The organism is Streptomyces sp. NPDC046909, assembly GCF_040644695.1.
In the GTDB taxonomy this organism is placed as follows: domain Bacteria; phylum Actinomycetota; class Actinomycetes; order Streptomycetales; family Streptomycetaceae; genus Streptomyces.
On sequence record NZ_JBEYXC010000016.1, the window covers coordinates 250,465 to 268,408 of the forward strand.

The 17,944-nt window shown below is 67.3% G+C and carries 15 protein-coding genes; 8 read left to right on the top strand and 7 right to left on the bottom strand.

Going from position 1 to position 17,944, the window contains the following annotated elements; translation table 11 throughout:
* Window positions 1-393: 393 nt before the first annotated feature.
* A complete protein-coding gene (locus tag ABZ928_RS40770; RefSeq protein WP_361530552.1) occupies window positions 394-1,263 on the bottom strand; it encodes a helix-turn-helix transcriptional regulator in 870 nt (289 codons plus the stop codon).
* A 182-nt stretch (window positions 1,264-1,445) separates the two neighbouring features.
* Between ABZ928_RS40770 and ABZ928_RS40775 the strand changes: the two genes are divergently transcribed.
* The 5 genes from ABZ928_RS40775 (at window position 1,446) to ABZ928_RS40795 (ending at window position 6,764) form a co-directional block, all read left to right on the top strand.
* The gene (locus tag ABZ928_RS40775; RefSeq protein WP_361530555.1) at window positions 1,446-2,462 is read left to right on the top strand and encodes a zinc-dependent alcohol dehydrogenase family protein; all 1,017 of its coding nucleotides are present in this window, start codon (window positions 1,446-1,448) and stop codon (window positions 2,460-2,462) included.
* Between the two features lie 202 nt (window positions 2,463-2,664).
* Window positions 2,665-3,198: a cyclophilin-like fold protein gene (locus ABZ928_RS40780; RefSeq protein WP_361530558.1), complete on the top strand. Its 534-nt coding sequence runs from the start codon at window positions 2,665-2,667 to the stop codon at window positions 3,196-3,198.
* Window positions 3,199-3,227: 29 nt separating this feature from the next.
* Entirely contained in the window at window positions 3,228-3,995 is a 768-nt protein-coding gene (locus ABZ928_RS40785; protein WP_361530561.1) for a glucose 1-dehydrogenase, read from the top strand.
* 98 nt (window positions 3,996-4,093) lie between these two features.
* Window positions 4,094-5,011 (top strand): alpha/beta hydrolase, encoded by a 918-nt coding sequence (locus ABZ928_RS40790; RefSeq protein ID WP_361530564.1) that lies wholly within the window; start codon window positions 4,094-4,096, stop codon window positions 5,009-5,011.
* Window positions 5,012-5,174: 163 nt separating this feature from the next.
* Window positions 5,175-6,764 (top strand): Na+/H+ antiporter, encoded by a 1,590-nt coding sequence (locus tag ABZ928_RS40795; protein ID WP_361530567.1) that lies wholly within the window; start codon window positions 5,175-5,177, stop codon window positions 6,762-6,764.
* A gap of 3 nt (window positions 6,765-6,767) precedes the next feature.
* Here ABZ928_RS40795 and ABZ928_RS40800 read toward each other — a convergent pair whose 3' ends face one another.
* Complete coding sequence (locus ABZ928_RS40800) at window positions 6,768-7,535, bottom strand: hypothetical protein (RefSeq protein ID WP_361530570.1); 768 nt, start codon at window positions 7,533-7,535, stop codon at window positions 6,768-6,770.
* Window positions 7,536-7,929: 394 nt separating this feature from the next.
* On the opposite strand from ABZ928_RS40800, the gene ABZ928_RS40805 reads away from it, so the two are divergent.
* Window positions 7,930-8,973: an NAD(P)-dependent alcohol dehydrogenase gene (locus ABZ928_RS40805; protein WP_361530573.1), complete on the top strand. Its 1,044-nt coding sequence runs from the start codon at window positions 7,930-7,932 to the stop codon at window positions 8,971-8,973.
* Window positions 8,974-9,038: 65 nt separating this feature from the next.
* On the opposite strand, the gene ABZ928_RS40810 is transcribed toward ABZ928_RS40805, so the two are convergent.
* Window positions 9,039-10,460 (bottom strand): MFS transporter, encoded by a 1,422-nt coding sequence (locus ABZ928_RS40810; RefSeq protein ID WP_361530576.1) that lies wholly within the window; start codon window positions 10,458-10,460, stop codon window positions 9,039-9,041.
* Window positions 10,461-10,805: 345 nt separating this feature from the next.
* Here ABZ928_RS40810 and ABZ928_RS40815 point away from each other — a divergent pair, with 345 nt between their 5' ends.
* Entirely contained in the window at window positions 10,806-11,783 is a 978-nt protein-coding gene (locus tag ABZ928_RS40815) for an SDR family NAD(P)-dependent oxidoreductase (protein WP_361530579.1), read from the top strand.
* 220 nt (window positions 11,784-12,003) lie between these two features.
* Here ABZ928_RS40815 and ABZ928_RS40820 read toward each other — a convergent pair whose 3' ends face one another.
* Genes ABZ928_RS40820 through ABZ928_RS40835 form a run of 4 tightly spaced genes read right to left on the bottom strand, consistent with a single transcriptional unit; the run spans window position 12,004 to window position 17,262 of the window.
* Window positions 12,004-14,022, bottom strand: a complete 2,019-nt coding sequence (locus ABZ928_RS40820; RefSeq protein WP_361530582.1) for a beta-galactosidase — start codon at window positions 14,020-14,022, stop codon at window positions 12,004-12,006.
* A 48-nt stretch (window positions 14,023-14,070) separates the two neighbouring features.
* Complete coding sequence (locus ABZ928_RS40825; RefSeq protein ID WP_361530585.1) at window positions 14,071-14,967, bottom strand: carbohydrate ABC transporter permease; 897 nt, start codon at window positions 14,965-14,967, stop codon at window positions 14,071-14,073.
* The gene (locus ABZ928_RS40830) at window positions 14,964-15,944 is read right to left on the bottom strand and encodes a sugar ABC transporter permease (RefSeq protein ID WP_361530588.1); all 981 of its coding nucleotides are present in this window, start codon (window positions 15,942-15,944) and stop codon (window positions 14,964-14,966) included. The genes ABZ928_RS40825 and ABZ928_RS40830 overlap by 4 nt, the downstream gene beginning before the upstream one ends.
* A gap of 13 nt (window positions 15,945-15,957) precedes the next feature.
* On the bottom strand, window positions 15,958-17,262 hold the full coding sequence (locus tag ABZ928_RS40835) for an extracellular solute-binding protein (RefSeq protein WP_361530591.1): 1,305 nt from the start codon (window positions 17,260-17,262) through the stop codon (window positions 15,958-15,960).
* A gap of 494 nt (window positions 17,263-17,756) precedes the next feature.
* On the opposite strand from ABZ928_RS40835, the gene ABZ928_RS40840 reads away from it, so the two are divergent.
* Window positions 17,757-17,944, top strand: a 188-nt coding sequence (locus ABZ928_RS40840) for a LacI family DNA-binding transcriptional regulator (protein WP_361530594.1), incomplete at its 3' end; no start/stop codon positions are given.

The following is a 17,944-nucleotide window of genomic DNA, read 5'->3' on the forward strand; positions in this document are numbered from 1 at the left end:
AGAGGTCGGAGCCTGTCACCCTCACACTGTCGCTTTCACCGGCTCCTGCGCCGGACAGCAAGGTCGAAGGCATGCTCGGCAAGCAAGGGTGCGTGGACCGCGCGGTTTCGAGGCGAGGCAGCGCACGTCTACGGTGCCGGTGTACCCGTACGTAGAAGAGCAGCCCTGTGTCCGGGTTTCCCCGTACGGCCCCCGCACCGGAAGCTGTAGGCAGGATGCCCGACCAGCGGCTATTGGTGGATGAGAGGGCCGCGTCCTCGACATGGGACACGCAGACGGCGGTCCGGGCCTGAAACCGGCACGGCGGACGGGCTCCGGCAACCGGGAGCAGCGTCAGCCAGGAGCAGGTGAAGACAGCCAACCGGCCGGCCGAGCCCGTGCGGCTGGAGTGCCTCAGGCTGCCGGTTGCGACGGGGGCAGGCTCTGGTCCGCGGCCCAGGACGCGAGGATGCGTAGTCTCTCGTGTGTAGGCGAGTTCGGAGCCGCTGTCCAGACTGTCAGATGCTGATCGGGATCCGTGTTGGTGGTCAACGTGTCCCAGTCCAGGACCAGTTCGCCCACCACAGGGTGGTTGAGGGTCTTCCTGCCCACTGTCCGTGCAGCGACGCGACGATCACCCCACCACTGGGCGAACTGCTCATCGCGCATGGACAGTTCACCGACAAGCTCGATCAGACGAGGATCTTCCGGGTACTGCGCCGCTTCCATCCGCAACTGAGCGACAGCCATGTGCGCGGAAGTCTCCCAGTGGGCGTACAAACTGCGCATCGCGGGGTCTGTGAAGACGATCCGCGGATAGTTGCGGTGCTTCTCCGGGATCCGGGAGAAATCGGTGACCAGCGCGGCAGCCAGCGCGTTCCACGCGAGGATGTCTCCACGCCGCCCCTGCACAATGGCCGGGGTAGCCGTGAGATCGTCCAGTACCCGCTGCAGCTGCGGCTGCACCTTCTGCCGTCCACGTCGCCGGGTGCGGGTCGTGGTCTTGCCCGAGAGCTGGAAGAGATAGCCCCGCTCGTCGTCGTCGAGGTGCAGAACCCGCGCGAGCGTCTCAAGGACGGAGGAGGACACCTGTATACGGCCCTGCTCAAGTCGCGTGTAGTAGTCGGTGCTGATGTGAGCGAGCTGGGCGACCTCCTCACGGCGTAGCCCGGTCACCCGACGGGGCCTGCCGCTCTCGGGCAGGCCGACTGTGCGTGGGCTCAGCTCCGAACGGCGCTTCTTGAGGAACTCTCCCAGTTCGTTGAGGGGAACGCTGCCGGTCATGCTTCCCAGGATGACACCGATCCCACCCGCCAAAGGGGGGAGGAATCCGTCCCCCGTTTGTCTCGCTCCCCGGATGGATTTCTCCGCTTTTCGCGCTTGCCCACCCGTGTGAGGCTCGGTAGAGAGCAGCCGTCTTCGGCCCAAGCTACGACACGAGTCTCTCGCAGTAAGGAACAACCACCATGCGCGGCACAGTCATCCACGCCCCCGGCGACGTGCGCTTCGAGAACCTGGACGACCCGAAGATCCTCCGGCCCACCGACGCGATCATCCGCACGGTGGCCACCTGCGTGTGCGGCTCGGACCTGTGGCCGTACCGCGGCGCGGAGCCCATCGGCGACCCGCACCCGATGGGCCACGAGTACGTCGGCATCGTCGAGGAAGTCGGCAGCGACGTGAACAACGTCAAGCCGGGCCAGTTCGTGGTCGGCTCTTTCGCCACCTCCGACAACACCTGCGCCAACTGCCAGAAGGGCTGGCAGTCCTCCTGCCTGAACCGCGAGTTCATGAGCACCTGCCAGGCCGACTACGTGCGCATCCCCAACGCCCACGGCACCCTGGTCGCCACCGACGAGCACCCGGACGCCGGTCTCATCCCTAGCCTGCTCGCCGTCTCCGACGTCATGGGCACCGGCTGGTACGCGGCCCTCGCCGCCGAGGTGAAGCCCGGGTCCACCGCGGTGGTCGTCGGGGACGGCGCGGTCGGCCTGTGCGGGGTCATCGCCGCCAAGGAGCTCGGCGCCGAGCGCATCATCGCCATGAGCCGTCACGAATCCCGTCAGAAGCTCGCCCTGGAGTTCGGCGCGACCGAGATCGTCACCGAGCGCGGCGAGGAAGGCATCGCCCGCGTCAAGGAACTCACAGGCGGCATCGGCGCCGACAGCGTGCTGGAATGTGTCGGCACGGCGCAGTCCATGCAGCAGGCCCTTCACTCGGCCCGGCCCGGCGGCAACGTCGGCTTCGTCGGTGTCCCCCACGAGGTGGCCGTCGACGGTCAGGAACTCTTCTTCTCCCAGGTCGGCCTGCGGGGCGGCCCCGCGCCCGTACGCCGTTACCTGCCCGACCTGATCGACCGCGTCCTGAGTGGCCACATCAACCCCGGCAAGGTCTTCGACCTCACCCTGCCCCTGGACCAGGTCGCCGAGGGCTACAAGGCGATGGACGAACGCCGCGCCATCAAGGCACTGCTGAAGCCCTGATCATCGCGGCCGCACAAGGCTGGGGGCCGGACGGCGGATGTCCGGTCCCCAGCCGAGCCCTCTCACGTAACGAGGACCCCCCTCGCTACGGCCCTGGTCAGTACCGCCGGCACCCGAGTCACCGGCTGCGGGACACCAACACGAACGGGACGGCCTCGCCGCCGCGCGAAACCCATCTCGTATCGACCATTGGGAGTTGCCCATGTCCCCGGCCACCCTTCGCGCCCTCACCACCCGCACCCTCCCGGCCGGCGCCCTTCTTCTGGCCGTGACCGGCTGCAGCGAGGACGTGCGACCCAGTTCTCCGGCCTCCGCGCCCGGAGCCGCACCCCACCGGGCTGTGACAGCCACGGCGCCCCCGACGCCCTCCGACCGAAACCCGTCCATGAACATCCGGCTCACCATCGACGGCCATCAGATCGACGCGACCCTCAACGCCAGCGCCGCCGCCCGTGACTTCGCCGCTCTGCTTCCGCTCACTCTGAATCTGAGCGACTTCCACCAGACGGAGCGGATCGCCGACCTGCCCCGTCGGCTGTCCACCTCCGGCGCCCCGGACGCCGCCGAAGCCAGGCCCGGCGACCTGGCGTACTACGCGCCCTGGGGCAACCTGGCCCTCTTCTACCGCGGTAGCGGCTCCAGCGATAAGGGCCTGATCATCCTCGGTCACCTGAACGGTGGCGACACCGAGCACCTCGCCATCGCCACCGAGGTCACCATCGAAGCCGCCTCCTGACGCAGCCCACGCCCAACGGGAGACACCACATGAACCCCGCCTACGACTTCACCGGCCAGGTCGCCTTCGTCACCGGGGCGGGCTCCGGCATGGGACTGGCGACCGCCCGTGCCTTCGCCGAGGCCGGAGCCGCCGTCACCCTCACCGACATCGACGAAGCCGCTCTGAACGCGGCCTCGAAGGATCTGACCGACGCGGGTCACCAAGTCCTCACTCTCACCTGCGACGTCAGTGACGAAAGGCAGGTCGCCGCCGCGGTCGACCGCACGGCCCGGACCTTCGGTGGCCTCGACATGGCCTACAACAACGCCGGCATACAGATCCCTGCCAGCGACGCCGCCGACGAACCCGCCGAACGCTTCGACCGTGTCAACGCCATCAACCTGCGCGGCGTGTGGGCCTGCATGAAACACGAACTGCGCCACATGCGCGCCCAGGGCAGCGGAGCCATCGTCAACTGCTCCTCCCTCGGCGGCCTGGTCGGCCTGCCCGGCCGGGCCTCCTATCACGCCTCCAAGCACGGCGTTATCGGCCTCACCACGAGCGCGGCCCTGGAGTACGCCCCGCGCGGCATCCGCGTCAACGCCGTCTGCCCCGGCACCATCGACACCCCCATGGTCCGCGACATGATCACCAAGGGTGATCTCGACCGTGCCGAAGCCGAGGCCAATCAACCCATCAACCGCCTCGGTACAGCCGAGGAGATCGCCCAGGCCGTCCTGTGGCTGTGCAGCCCCGGTGCGAGTTTCGTCGTCGGTGTAGCCCTACCCGTCGACGGCGGCTACGTCGCCCGATAACGGCAGGTACACCTCAAAACGGCTCTCGCCACCTCAGCCGAGAAGACCAGCAAAACGAACATCCCTGCTCATAGCATCCAGCTCGAGAGGAGCACATCATGGCCGAAGTCGACATGGCCGAGCTGGCATTCCACGGATTCGTCGGGCAATGGACGGAAGGCACCACCGACGGACGACGCGCGCCGTTGCTGCGCCGCCCCTCCGAACTGGGCCTGGCCTACGAGGACGTGACGTTTGCGTCGATGGACGGCGTCCCGCTCGAAGGCTGGTTCATTCCGGCCGACTCCGACCGGCTGATCATCCACAACCACTTCTCCCCCGGAAACCGTTACGGCTACCCCGGCCATCTGCCGGGCTGGGACCGCTTCGGCGGCTTCGAGGTCAACTTCCTGCCCGCCTACAAGGGGCTGCACGACGCCGGCTACAACGTCCTCACCTACGACCTGCGCAACCACGGCATGAGCGGCTACGGCAACGGCGGCATCTGCACCATCGGCCTCACCGAGTACCGCGACGTCATCGGCTCCCTCCGCTACGCCGTCGCGCGCCCGGACACGGCGGGCATGAAGAAGGCCCTGCTCTCGGTGTGCCTGGGCGGCAACTCGACTGCGGTCGCCTGGGCGAAGCATCCCGAGGAGTTCGCCGAGATCCAGGCCATGGTTCTGCACCAACCGCTGGAGGGTCGCTCCATCGGCGAGCAGTTCTCGAAGGTCATCGGCTTCGAAGGCGGTTACGACCGTCTCGACCAGGCCGTCCTCGAGCGCACCGGCTTCCGCCTTGACGAGCAATCGCCCGCGAAGTACGCCTCCGCGATCACCGTGCCGACACTGGTGGGCCAGGTGCACGACGATGTGATGACGACACCCGAAGCCGTGCAGGCCGTCCACGACGCCATCCCCGTCGCGGACAAGGAGATGCACTGGATCTACGGCACAAGTCGCCGCTTCGACGGCTACAACTACTTCAGCGAGCACCCCGAAGTCGCCGTCAATTGGTTCGACAGCCACATCCACTGACAGGAAGGGACAGCTCAGGCGAAGCGTTCGCGGTTCGAAGGGGGACATTTTTCCTCCCCTGGAACGCACCCCGCCGCAATGAGACTCTCACCGCGGAGTCCGGCATGTGGTCGACGCCCTCGGCTCCTGAGCTCCCGTCCTTCGCTCCGCCAGGAGATGCACCTTGCTCGGTCTCGAACTCGTCGTACTGCTGGGCGTGGCCGTGCTGGTGTGCCACGCAGTGGGGCGTCGCTTCGGTGTCGCTCCACCCGTCCTGCTGCTCGGGGCGGGTCTCCTCCTGGGACTCATCCCACAGGTACGCGAAGCCCAGTTGCCACCGGATGTGGTGCTGCTCCTCTTCCTGCCGGTGCTGCTCTACTGGGAGAGCCTCACCACATCCTCGCGGGAGATCCGCACCAACCTGCGGGGCATCGTGCTGATGAGCACCGTCCTCGTGATCCTCACGGCGTGGGCCGTCGCGGCCGCGGGGCACGCCCTCGGGCTGCCGTGGGGGCCGGCGTGGGTACTCGGTGCGGCCGTGGCGCCCACGGACGCGACCGCGGTCGGCGTCCTGGCACGTGCTCTGCCGCGTCGCGCGGTCACCGTGCTGCGCGCGGAGAGCTTGGTCAACGACGGCACCGCCCTGGTGGTCTACGGGCTCGCGGTGGGCATCACGGTCGGTGAAGAGCACCTGACCCTGCCGCACGTCGGTGGGCTGTTCCTGCTCGCCTACGGCGGCGGAGCGGCGGTGGGCGTCGCGATCGCGTGGGTGAACATGAACCTGAGGCGGCGTCTGGACGACCCTCTGCTGGGCAACCTGGTCATGATCCTGGCACCGTTCACCGCGTACCTGGTCGCCGAGTTCGTCGAGGCGTCGGGGGTTCTCGCGGTCGTCGTGTGCGGACTGATCATGGCGCAGGTCGCCCCCAGCCTGATCCGCGCCGAGCACCGTCGCCAGGCGCTGGCGTTCTGGCCGCTGGCCACGTTCATCATCAACGGCGCCCTGTTCGTTCTCGTCGGGGTGGAGCTCCAGTACGCGGTCCGCGCCCTCGGCCGTTCCGACCTCCACGATGCGCTCATCGCGGTGGCCGTCGTCTCCGGCGTCGTCGTCGCCGTCCGATTCGCGTTTCTCTTTGCGTCTGCCTATCTGATCCGTATGATCGACCGCCGCCCGCAGCAACAGGAGCTGCGCATCAGTCACCGGGCCCGCGTGGTCAGCGGGTTCGCCGGCTTCCGGGGCGCAATCTCGCTCGCCGTGGCGCTGTCCGTACCGCAGACGCTTGACTCGGGGGAAGCCTTCCCCGACCGTGACTTCATCGTCTTCGTGACCTCGGGCGTCATCGTGGTGACGCTGGTCGGGCAGGGACTGCTGCTGCCGGGCGCGGTGCGCTGGGCCCGGTTCCCGCGTGACACGTCGGTCGAGGAGGAGCTGGTCCTCGCGGAGACCACCGCCGCGGAGGAGGCCTTCAAGGCCATGCCGGACCTCGCGGACGAGCTGGGGACCGATCCGCAGGTCGTCGAGCGGCTGCGCCAGGAGTACGAGGTGCACCTGGCCGCCGTACACGCCCGTGGCAGCGGAGCCACGGACGATCACCCGGCTCTGCGCCACGACCAGGACGACACCGCGCTCCGTCTCGCACTCGTCGCGCACAAACGTGCCACCGTTGTCCGCCTACGCGATGACCGCCGAATCGACGACACGGTCCTGCGCCGACTCCAGGCAGCCCTCGACAACGAAGAGGTGCGCCTGGCCGGGCACGCCCCGGAGGAATAGCCCTCACGACCGGGACGAAGTCGCAGGGCGGATCTGGCGCCGAATGACCAGGACGGAGCCTGCCACCAGGCCGACGGAGACAACGGCGAGTCGGCCCGCGATGGACGGGCAGTCCGACGGAGTGTCGTAGCCGCCGTCCTGCAGACCGGCCTGACGTTCGAAGTGGTTGAAGGCGCCCGGGAAGAACATCTCGTCAAGGGCGTACAACGTGGGGAAGGTGGCCGGACCGGCGCCAATCGAGAAGGCCGCCCACTGGTCGGCATGCCGGGCCTCGTGTTCCGACAGCCGGTCTGTCCGCGGTGTGTTCGCCTCCACGCGTTGGTCGGTCAGGAAGACGGTTCCGAACATGGTGCCGGCGCGGACGACCCCGTGATCCAGGACCACCGCCGTGGTCCCGTTGTCGTTCTGGTGCAACTCGCCGCCCTTGCCGACACCGTAGAGCAGGGCCGCCCCGGAGACCGGTGCGTTGACCACCGCACGGGCGGCCTCCCACGGACCGCCGCCGACGGCTCCGGCCACCGCGAAGGAACCGGCCAGCACCAGTTGTATCGCCGCTCCGACCGTGATCACCCCCACCCGGAAACGGGACGGCGCCCGTCCGCGCAGAGTGCCGACGACGGCGAGGGCAAGGCCCAGAAGACCGCCGCAGACCAGGCAGGCCACCCACCACAACGCGCTGCGGACCCTCCGCTTCCCGGATCGCTCGACGGGCGACAGCCGCTCCGGAACGACTGCGGGAGCCTCCGGCCGGTCCAGCGTCGACGTCGTCATGGGCGCTCCTCCGACTCTTGGTCGGCGCCGGTGATGAAGATGACCTTGCTCATCGATTCCTTGCGTCCCGTCAGCGGTTCAATGGCCACGGACATGAATTCCCAATCCGTGGCCCATGGGCGAGAAATGTCAGAACTCGACCTTGACACGTGGACATGGACGCGAAAAGAGGAGAAATTAACCCCCCTCTATCGAAGGTGATTCATATCACCCAGAAGCAGTTGTTCTTGGACCCGCGGTCGCTATGCCCATGAGCTTGCCCCTGCCAATGACAGGCACGCCAAACGTAGGAATATTTCCTCCCCTGGTAAGTGCGCGGCGACGAGGCATGCTCGAAATGGTGCCCGGACAGAAGGCAGCCGGGCACAAGAACGCTGCTAGGAGATATCCACCCATGACCACTGTCGCCGCGTACGCCGCTCCCACGGCGAAGGCTCCGCTGGAGCGCACCACCATCGAGCGCCGTGCGGTCCGCGAGCACGACGTCCTGATCGACATCAAGTTCGCCGGCATCTGTCACTCCGACATCCATCAGGTCCGCGAAGGCTGGGGCACCGCCATCTTCCCGATGGTCCCCGGCCACGAGATCGCCGGAGTGGTCTCCGAGGTCGGCTCCGGTGTCACGAAGTACAAGGTCGGTGACCGTGTGGGCGTCGGCTGCTTCGTCGACTCCTGCCGCGAGTGCAAGAACTGCGAGGCGGGCCGGGAACAGTACTGCACCGGCACCGGCATGATCCAGACGTACAACTACCTCGACAAGGACGGCGAGCCCACCTACGGCGGCTACTCCGAGAAGATCGTCGTCGACGAGAACTACGTCGTCCGTGTCCCCGACGGCCTCTCCCTCGACGAGGCCGCGCCGCTGCTCTGCGCCGGCATCACCCTGTACTCCCCGCTGAGGCACTGGGGCGCCGGCCCCGGCAAGAAGGTCGCGATCGTCGGTCTGGGCGGCCTCGGCCACATGGGCGTCAAGATCGCGCACGCGCTCGGCGCAGAGGTCACGGTCCTCTCCCAGTCGCTGCGCAAGAAGGACGACGGCCTGAAGCTGGGCGCCGACCACTACTACGCCACCAGCGACCCGAAGACCTTCGAGGAGCTGGCCGGCACCTTCGACCTCATCGTCTCCACGGTCTCGGCCCCGCTCGACTTCAGCGCCTACGTGAACCTGCTGAAGATCGAAGGCGCTCTGGTCAACGTCGGCGCCCCCGAGGAGCCCATCTCGGTCAACGTCTTCTCCCTGATCATGGGCCGCCGGTCGATCGCCGGCTCCGCTATCGGCGGCATCGCCGAGACCCAGGAGATGCTCGACTTCTGCGCGGAGCACGGGCTCGGCGCAGAGATCGAGCTGATCGCCGCGTCCGAGATCAACGAGGCGTACGAACGGGTGCTGGCGAGTGACGTCCGCTACCGGTTCGTGATCGACACGGCCACCATCTGATTGCGCATTCCCAAAGGGCCCGGCAGCTCTGCTGCCGGGCCCTCGCCGTTCGTACCGACTGGTTTTCAGCGTCGCCGTAGGCGCAGCGCGGGGACCAGGTTCAGCAACAGTCCGATCGCGGCGACGCCGGTGACGAGGTTCAGGCCGGGCCGGTAGACGGTGAAGTCGGCGCCGCTGTCGCCCGCTCCGGCCAGCACCGCGGTGAGCACGGCGAGGACGAGGGCCGCGCCGACCTGCCCGGAGGTCTGTACCAGGCCGGAGGCAAGACCCTGCTCGGAGTCGTCGATGCCCTCGGTGGCCTGGGCCATGATGGCGCTGTAGCCGAACGCGAAACCGCCACCCAGAAGGATCACTGACGGGAGTATCGCGAACAGGTAGTCGGGGGACGAGCCGGCCGTGGCCAGAATCCAGACGTAACCAAGTGTCGACGACGTCATCGAGGCGATGATCAGCGGTGCGGTACCGAAGCGGTTGACGAGTCGGCCGGTCAGGGGCGAGCCGACGGCGACGATCAGGCCGACGGGCAGCAGCGCGAACGCCATGCGCAGGGGTGACCAGCCAAGGCCGTCCTGCAGGAACAGCGTCATCATGAACTGGAAACTGAGGTAGGAGCCCATCAGCGCGACGATGCTGAGGTTGGCCCGCACCGTGGTGGCCTTGCGCAGGATACCGAAGCGGACCAGCGGGTGGCGGACCCGCTGCTCGATCAGGACGAAGGCGAGCAGCAGCAGGACGGCGACGCCGAAGGCGGCGAGCGTCGCCGCGGAGGTCCAGCCCGTCTGAGGGGCGGTAACCACGGCGTAGACGGCGAGCAGCATGCCCGCGGTGAGGGTGACCGCTCCGGCCGGGTCCTGGCCGCCAGTCTCGGTGCGGCGGTCGCGCGGGATCAGGATCAGGCCGACGACCAGCGCGAGAAGGGCGAGCGGCACCGGCATCAGGAAGGTCCAGCGCCAGCCGAACCCGGTGAGCAGGCCGCCGAGGATCAGGCCCGAGGAGTAGCCGAGGGCGCCGAAGAGGCTGAAGACCGACAGGGCCCTGTTGCGCTGCGGTCCCTCCGGGAACGTCGTCGTGAGGATCGACAAACCGGCGGGTGCAGTGAACGCTGCGGCGACACCCTTGACGAAGCGGGTGGCGATCAGCAGCGAACCGCTGTCGACGAGGCCGCCGAGCAGCGACGCGGCGGCGAACACGGCCAGCGCGGCGAGGAACACGCGGCGACGGCCGAGCAGGTCGGCGGTGCGGCCGCCGAGCAGCATGAGTCCGCCGTAGCCGAGGACGTAGCCGTTGATGATCCACTGGAGCGAGCCGGTGGCCATGCCGAGGTCGTGGCCGATGGAGGGCAGGGCGACGCCGACCATGGAGACGTCGAGACCGTCGAGGAACAGCACCAGGCACAGAACGGCGAGGACGGCCCAGAGACGGGCGCTCCAGCGCGGTTCGGGGGCAACGAGAGGTGACGTCCCGGGACGGAACTGAGTCACGGACATGGGGGGGTGTTCTCTTTCCTGACGGATGAGCAGGCGGGTCGGACGCCTCGGCGCTGAGGAACCGGCAGAAGCCGAACCGTTGAAGAGGAACGCCTCTCGCTCGCGTCAGAGATTTCCCTGCCGCACATAGGTACTCAGCAGGGCACGAGGGCGCAGCGCGCGGTTGGCCTCGTGATAACAGTGCCAGGAAATTACACGCGCCAGGAGGGGAAGGATTTTGCCTGGGTACGGGCTGCGTAGGAGAAAAGACTCCCCCCTTAGGTTGGCCACAGCGAGACCGACTGACTTACCGAGAAACCGGCTTCCGCTTGACTTCGAGAGAACTCAAAGTTCTAGCCTCTTGACATGATCACTGCACAGAACGAGATCGGATCGGACTTCGACGCCCACAGCACCGCCGACGATGTTCTCACCGACCTGGACCTGACCGGAAAGCTCGCTGTCGTCACCGGCGGCTACTCGGGACTCGGGCTGGAGACGACGCGCGCCCTCACGAAGGCGGGCGCGCGGGTCGTGGTTCCGGCCCGTCGGCCCGCCGTCGCACAGGAGGCACTGTCGGATGTCGAGGGCGTCGAGGTCGACGAGCTGGACCTCGCCGATCTGGACAGCGTACGTTCCTTCGCCGGGCGCTTCCTCGCCTCTGACCGCCCGATCGACTTCATGATCGACAACGCCGGGATCATGGCCTGCCCCGAGACCAGGGTCGGCCCCGGTTGGGAGGCTCAGTTCGCCACCAACCACCTCGGCCACTTCGCGCTGGTCAACCGGCTGTGGCCGGCGATCGCAAGCGAGGGCGCCCGCGTAGTCTCGGTGTCCTCGCGAGGCCACCACTTCTCCGGAATCCGCTGGGACGACCTCCACTGGCAGCACGGCTACGACAAGTGGCAGGCGTACGGTCAGGCGAAGACCGCAAACGTCCTGTTCGCGGTCCACCTGGACCGACTCGGCCGCGAACAGGGCGTGCGGGCTTTCGCACTCCACCCCGGCGGCATCCTCACTCCCCTCCTGCGTCACATTCCCAAGGAGGAAGTGGTCGCGAACGGATGGTACGACGAGGACGGTAACCCGATCCCGCAGGACGGATTCAAGACCCCGGAAGAGGGTGCAGCCACTCAGGTGTGGGCAGCGACGTCGCCCCAGCTGGCTGGGCTGGGCGGCATCTACCTGGAGGACTGCCGCATCGCCGACCCTGCCCCCGCCTACGACGAGGCCACCGACATCACCGACCGGGTCGGTGTCAACAAGTGGGCCATCGACCCTGAGCAGGCGGCACACCTGTGGACGATCTCGTCGGAACTGACCGGTGTCGACGCGTTTGCCTGAAGGTCTCAGACCCGAAGCCCCTGCCCCTGCCCCTGCCCAAGAGGGTGCCATCGGCGCCGTACGCGAGGGCGGTGTGGCGACGGCCCCGTGGAGTGCGCTGTCAGCGACCACGGGGCCCGGACAACTGAGCCGGCCCGGGGGCTGGTCGTGCCCTCCGATGTTGAGCCATGGAGTTGGACCAAGGTTCCCCGAGTCGGCCGACGCTCGATTCCGTGCTCACTCAATCAAGCCGCGCTCCACGAACCACGGCGACGCCTCCTCGGGGGACGGTGACGGAGCCGACGACCGGCTTGCCCGTGAGGAGTTCGACTCCTTCGGCGGGGACTTCGGCGCCGTGACCGGCATGATCGATGAAAAAGAGGTAGTCGCCATCGGAGCCGCGCCGCCTCACCACCTCGACGCCGACCGGTACCTCGTGCTCCGGCCGTACGCCCGCCTCCTGGCCGATGCGCTCCAGGACGGCGGCCAGCGTGTCGGAGTCCGGATGGGTGGCGACGTACCAGGCGGTTCCACTCCCGTAGGCGTGCCGAGTGATCGCCGGCACTCCGACCAGCGATCCGTCGGCGTACGTCGCGACGGCCTGCGCCCCGGTGAGCCGGAGGCGTTCGGTCCACAGGTCGGCGGTCGCGCCCTGCGGGACCTGGCCGACCAGGCCGACCGACTGACCGGGCAGCAGCGGGAAGAGCTCGTCCGCGTGCACCCCGAGGATCTCTCGGAAGGCGCCGGGATAGCCACCCAGGCGCACATGGCAGTTCTGGTCGACCGCGCCGCTGTGGAAGCCCACGGCCAGGGTGCCGCCCCCCTCGACGAACGCGGTGAGGTTGGCCGCGCCCGCGTCGTCGACCAGGTACAGGCTGGGGGCGAGAACGAGCTGATAGCGGTCCAGGCCGGGGGTGTCAGGGCGCACGAAGTCGACCGCGACGCCCGCCCTCCACAACGGCGTGTACCAGTCCCTCACCAGGTCCAGGAAGCGCAGTTCACCGCTGGGCTGGGAGGGTAGTTCCAAGGCCCAACGGGCATCCCAGTCCCAGACGATGGCTACCTTCGCGGGGTTGCTGCTGCCACGCACCTCGGCCAATGCGCGCAGGTCGGCGCCGAGTTGTACAACGTCCTGCCAGATGCGGCTGTCCGTGCCTGCGTGGGGCAGCATCGCTGAGTGCCACTGCTCGGCGCCGGCCTTCGCCGCTCGCCACTGGAAGAAGAGAATGCCGTCGGCGCCGCGGGCGACGTGCGCCAGGGCGTTGCGGCGCAACTCACCAGGATTCTTCGCCCTGTTGACCGGCTGCCAGTTGACGGCACCCGTGGAGTGCTCCATCAGCAACCAGGGGGCACCTGCCATCGAACGCACCAGATCACCGCAGAGGGCGATGTCGATCTGCGACTCGGGGTCGGTCGAGCGCAGATAGTGGTCGTTGGAGACGATGTCCAGCTCCGGTGCCCAGCGCCAGTAGTCCAGTGCCTCGATGCTGAAGTTCACCATGAAGTTGGTGGTGGCCGGGACGCCGGGCGCGGCATGACGGAGCACATCCCGTTCGGCGTTGTACAAGGAACGCAGTTCGTCGGAGCAGAAGCGCCGCCAGTCCAGCCGGTGGGTCGGGTTGGGATCGGCGCCGGTGGTACGGGGCGGGATGATCTCGTCCCAGTCGTAGTACCACTGGCTCCAGAAGGTGGTGCCCCAGGCGTCGTTGAGGGCCGCGAGGTCGCCGTACCGCGACCGCAGCCAGCGCCGGAAGGCACACGCGCTCACGTCGCAGAAGCACTCCGCGTTGTGGCAGCCGTACTCGTTGTGGATGTGCCACATCACGACGGCCGGGTGGTCCGCGTAGCGCCGACCCAGCTCCCCCGCGATCCGCAGGGCCGCCTCGCGATACGCCGGGCTGGACGGGCAGAACGTCTGGCGGCTGCCGTACGACAGTCCCCTGCCGTCCCTGCCGACCGGCAGCGCCTCCGGGTGCGCGCGGAAGAACCAGGCCGGCGGAGCCGCCGTCGGGGTCGCGAGGTCGGCGGCGATGCCGTTGTCGTGGAGCAGGGCGAGGATCCGGTCGAGGCGCGAGAAGTCGAACTCGCCCTCGCGCGGCTCCAGTAGAGCCCAGGAGAAGATGTTGACGCTGACCATGTTGACGCCGGCCTCGCGCATGAGGCGGACGTCCTCGGCCCAGACCTCCTCGGGCCACTGCTCGGGGTTGTAGTCGCCGCCGTAGGCGATGCCGGGCAGGCGAAGACGGCGTTCTGTGCTCACTGGTGGTTACTCCGGGACATAGCAGGAATCAGGTGACTTGATGGACTGTCAGCCCTTGTTGGCGCCGAGCGTCAGACCGCTCACGAACTGCCGTTGCAGCACGAAGTACACGATCAGCGTCGGAATCGCGGTCAGCAGCGCGCCCGCGGCGACCAGGTTGGGGTCGGTGAAGTACTGGCCGGAGAGGTTGTTCAGGGCCGAGGTGATCGGCATGTTCTCGCCGGTCGAGATCAGCACGATCGCCCAGAAGAAGTCGTTGTAGATCCAGATGGACAGCAACGTCGCCAGGGCGGCCATCGCCGGCTTGCACAGCGGCAGCACGATCTGCCAGTACATCCGCCACACCGAGGCGCCGTCGACCAGCGCGGCCTCGGTCAGCTCGTGCGGCAGCATCCGCATGTAGTTCGACAGTACGAAGGCGCAGAAGCCGGACTGGAACGCCACGTGGATCAGGACCAGGCCGAGTGCGGAGCCGTACAGCTTGCCGCTGGCGGTGATGCCGGGCAGGTCGATGAGCAGGTACATGCGGTACAGCGGGGTGATGATGACCTGCTGCGGGAGCAGGTTGCCCGCGGTGAAGACGAGCAGCAGGGCGATGTTCAGCCGGAAGTCGAAGCGGCTGACGTAGAACGCAACCATCGACGAGAGGAACAGGGTCAGCAGTACGGCCGGCACCGCGATGATCAGCGTGTTGCCAAAGTAGTGCAGCATGTCCGACTGCTCGAACGCGTTCTTGAAGTTGTCGAAGGTCAGCTTGTCCGGCCAGGACACGTAACCCTTGTTGCTGGTCTCCGAGTACGGCCGCAGCGCCGCGAAGATGGCCCACAGCAGCGGGGCGAGCCAGGCCAGCGAGGTGACGACCAGGAACACGTGCAACAGGATCCGGGCCGGACGGACGGGCGTGCGCTGCCCCGCGGGCGCGCTGGTGGCGACGGTGGTGCTCATGCGCGCCGCTCCTTCCGGAAGGTCGCGATCAGGTACGGGATGATGACCGCGAGGGAGATCACCAGAAGGACGACGGCGATCGCGGAGCCGTAACCGATCCGGCTGGACTCGCCGATGATGTTGTTGGTGATCAGGATCGACAGCAACTCGGTGCCCTGGGCGCCCTTGTTGAAGACGAAGACCAGGTCGAAGGCGCGCAGCGCCTCGATGATGGTGACCACCAGGACGACCGTGTTGGTCGGGCGCAGGGTGGGGAAGATGACGTTCTTGAACGTCTGCCACTCGTTCGCGCCGTCCAGCGCGGAGGCCTCCCGCAGCGACGGGTCGACGCCCTTCAGGCCGGCCAGGTAGAGGATCATCATGTAGCCGGTGTGCCGCCAGGACGCGGCGATCAGCACGGCCCACAGGTTGAGCTTGGGATCGCCGATCCAGTCGATGTAGTGGCCGGGCTTGTTGGCCCCGATGATGCTGTTGATCAGGCCGGTGTCGGGGTTGTAGACCAACTGCCAGACGAAGCCGGTGACCGCGAGGGAGACCACGACCGGCAGGAAGTAGGCGGTCTGGTAGACGCGGCTGAACCGGATGTTCTTGTCCAGCTGCAGGGCCAGGAACAGGCCCATCGGCGTGGGGATCAGGATCAGGACGACGAACCAGATGATGTTGTGCTGTACGGCCGGCCAGAACTGCGGGTTGTCGGTGAACAACTGGCGGAAGTTGTCCAGGCCGACCCACTTGATGGAGTCGAAGCCGATGCCGTCCCAGGTGGTGAAGGCCAGCGCGATCGAGGCGATCGCGGTGAGCCAGACCAGGGCGACGTGCAGGATGGTGGGCACGCCCGCCATGAAGGCGAGCGTGACGCGGTCACGGCGGGTCAGCAGGCGCTGGTGGCCCTGCGGGACCCGGTTGACGACAGGCGCGGGGCCCGGAGGCGGCACTGCGGCCGCCTCCGGGCTCTTCGTGGGGGTCTCGGTAGTCATTTAGCCGCTCAGTTCAGGAGGACGCGAAGATCGTCTTCTTCTGGCGCTCGATCGAGGACAGCAGACTGTCGACGTCCTTGGGGTTCTGGAGGAACTTCTGCAGTCCGGGCTGCATCACCGTGGAGGTGAAGTCCGGGCGGGAGTCGCGGTCCATGAACTGGGTGAGGCTCTTGGCGCCCGAGATCATCTCGTACGCCTTCTTCTGCAGGACGGTGTACGAGGAGGTGTCGGCCTTGGTGGAGGCGGCCACCACGCTGGTGTCGGCCTTGAGGTAGATCTGCTCGGCCTCGGGGGTGCCCAGGTACTCCATGAGCTTGGCGACGCCGTCCTTGTTGTTCGGCGACTTGCTCACCATGAAGCCGTCGGTGGGCGCCTCGACCGTGTCCTGCCCGTACGCGGAGTTGATCTCCGGGAAGGCGAAGAAGTCGAGGTCGTCCAGGTCGGCCTTGTTGGTGAACTGCTGGGCCACGAAGGTGCCCAGGAGGTACATGCCGGCCTTCTTCGAGACCAGGGTCTGCGCGGCGTCCTGCCAGGTACGGCCCATGAAGCCGTCCTGGTGGTAGGGGAGCAGCTCGGCCCAGTGGTCGAAGACGGCCTTGACCTTGGCGTCGGTCCAGGCGGCCTTGCCGGCCATCAGCTCGACGTGGAAGTCGTAGCCGTTGAGGCGGAAGTTGAGCTGGTCGAAGGTGCCCATCGCGGGCCAGGCGTCCTTGTCGCCGAAGGCGATCGGGACCAGGCCGTCCTTCTTCATCTGCTTGCACAGCGCGACCAACTCGTCCCAGGTGGTAGGGACTTCGTAGCCGTACTGCTGGAAGACGCTCTTGCGGTAGAAGACCGCCCAGGGGTACGTGGTCAGCGGCACGAAGTAGTACTTGCCGTCCGCGCCCTTGCTGAGCTTCTTCATCGCGTCGGGGAAGTTGCCCCCGATCTTCTCCCACACGTCGTCGATCGGGGACGCGAGGCCCTTCTGCGCGAAAAACTGCATGCGGTACCCGGCGAACCAGTTGAACACGTCGTCCGGCGTGCCCTGCAGATACGAGTTGATCTGCTCCTGGAAGGTGTTGTGGTCCTTCGTGTTGACCTTGACGGTGATCCCGGACTGCTTGGTGAACGCCGTGTAGATCTCGCCGTAGGCCTTCTTCGGCACGGCGTCGGACTGGTTCGAACCCAGGGTGACGGTCTTCGGGTCGGACGAGCTGCCGCTGCTGCCGCAGGCGCTCAGCAGGGGGATCCCGGCACTGAGGAGAGCGGCGCCACCCACGCCTTTGAGCACACCTCGACGGCTGGGGGCAGGAAGGGAGGACGAGAGATCACGCATGAACGGCTCCTGAGAGGGCCGTCGTATCCAGGCTGACACGTCGACCCGACGAGGGATGAGAGAAGGCGGGTCACTTATGCGACCAGAAACCAACGCGATCGAACAAATCCGATCCGCGAACGCGAGGAAGCGTGAACGTTCAGGGGACGCTCTGTCAAGGGCTCGCGTTCAGCACCTTCTAGCGGCCGGAGCCTCTCGGATGCCACCACAAGGCCCCCCAACCTCGCTCGACGGAGTTGCCGCACACACCACCCGACTTCCGAAATCCAGTATCTGACCTGCACTGACCCGGCGACGGACGCCACCGTCAATCTCGTGGAGCCGCCTGCACCAACCCGCCGACACCGCCGCGACCTCCGCCGCGCGACAGAGGTGACCTTGCGAGAACTCTTGACGTACCGCTGCCTGATGCGTAGATATGACCGCGCGATCAGACAGCGCGGCCATACCGATGACCTCGCTCGACGCAGACATTCGTTCATCTGGGAGATTTCATGACATCTGGAGCTGAGCGTCGCTTGGGCTCTCCGACGCCGCGCGGTGTGGATGTCGCCCGGGTGGCGGGGGTGTCGCGTAAGACGGTCTCGCGGGTTCTGAACAATGAGCCGTATGTTTCCGATGAGGCGCGGCGGCGTGTTCTCGCGGCGGCCGAGGAGCTGGGCTATCGCCTCAACAATGCCGC

What these genes read in the sequence shown, in the direction of transcription:
- ABZ928_RS40770 (WP_361530552.1), bottom strand. Translation starts at nt 1,263, where the DNA reads ATGACCGGCAGCGTTCCCCTCAACGAACTGGGAGAGTTCCTCAAGAAG.
- ABZ928_RS40775 (WP_361530555.1), top strand. Translation starts at nt 1,446, where the DNA reads ATGCGCGGCACAGTCATCCACGCCCCCGGCGACGTGCGCTTCGAGAAC.
- ABZ928_RS40780 (WP_361530558.1), top strand. Translation starts at nt 2,665, where the DNA reads ATGTCCCCGGCCACCCTTCGCGCCCTCACCACCCGCACCCTCCCGGCC.
- ABZ928_RS40785 (WP_361530561.1), top strand. Translation starts at nt 3,228, where the DNA reads ATGAACCCCGCCTACGACTTCACCGGCCAGGTCGCCTTCGTCACCGGG.
- ABZ928_RS40790 (WP_361530564.1), top strand. Translation starts at nt 4,094, where the DNA reads ATGGCCGAAGTCGACATGGCCGAGCTGGCATTCCACGGATTCGTCGGG.
- ABZ928_RS40800 (WP_361530570.1), bottom strand. Translation starts at nt 7,535, where the DNA reads ATGACGACGTCGACGCTGGACCGGCCGGAGGCTCCCGCAGTCGTTCCG.
- ABZ928_RS40805 (WP_361530573.1), top strand. Translation starts at nt 7,930, where the DNA reads ATGACCACTGTCGCCGCGTACGCCGCTCCCACGGCGAAGGCTCCGCTG.
- ABZ928_RS40810 (WP_361530576.1), bottom strand. Translation starts at nt 10,460, where the DNA reads ATGTCCGTGACTCAGTTCCGTCCCGGGACGTCACCTCTCGTTGCCCCC.
- ABZ928_RS40815 (WP_361530579.1), top strand. Translation starts at nt 10,806, where the DNA reads ATGATCACTGCACAGAACGAGATCGGATCGGACTTCGACGCCCACAGC.
- ABZ928_RS40825 (WP_361530585.1), bottom strand. Translation starts at nt 14,967, where the DNA reads ATGAGCACCACCGTCGCCACCAGCGCGCCCGCGGGGCAGCGCACGCCC.
- ABZ928_RS40830 (WP_361530588.1), bottom strand. Translation starts at nt 15,944, where the DNA reads ATGACTACCGAGACCCCCACGAAGAGCCCGGAGGCGGCCGCAGTGCCG.
- ABZ928_RS40835 (WP_361530591.1), bottom strand. Translation starts at nt 17,262, where the DNA reads ATGCGTGATCTCTCGTCCTCCCTTCCTGCCCCCAGCCGTCGAGGTGTG.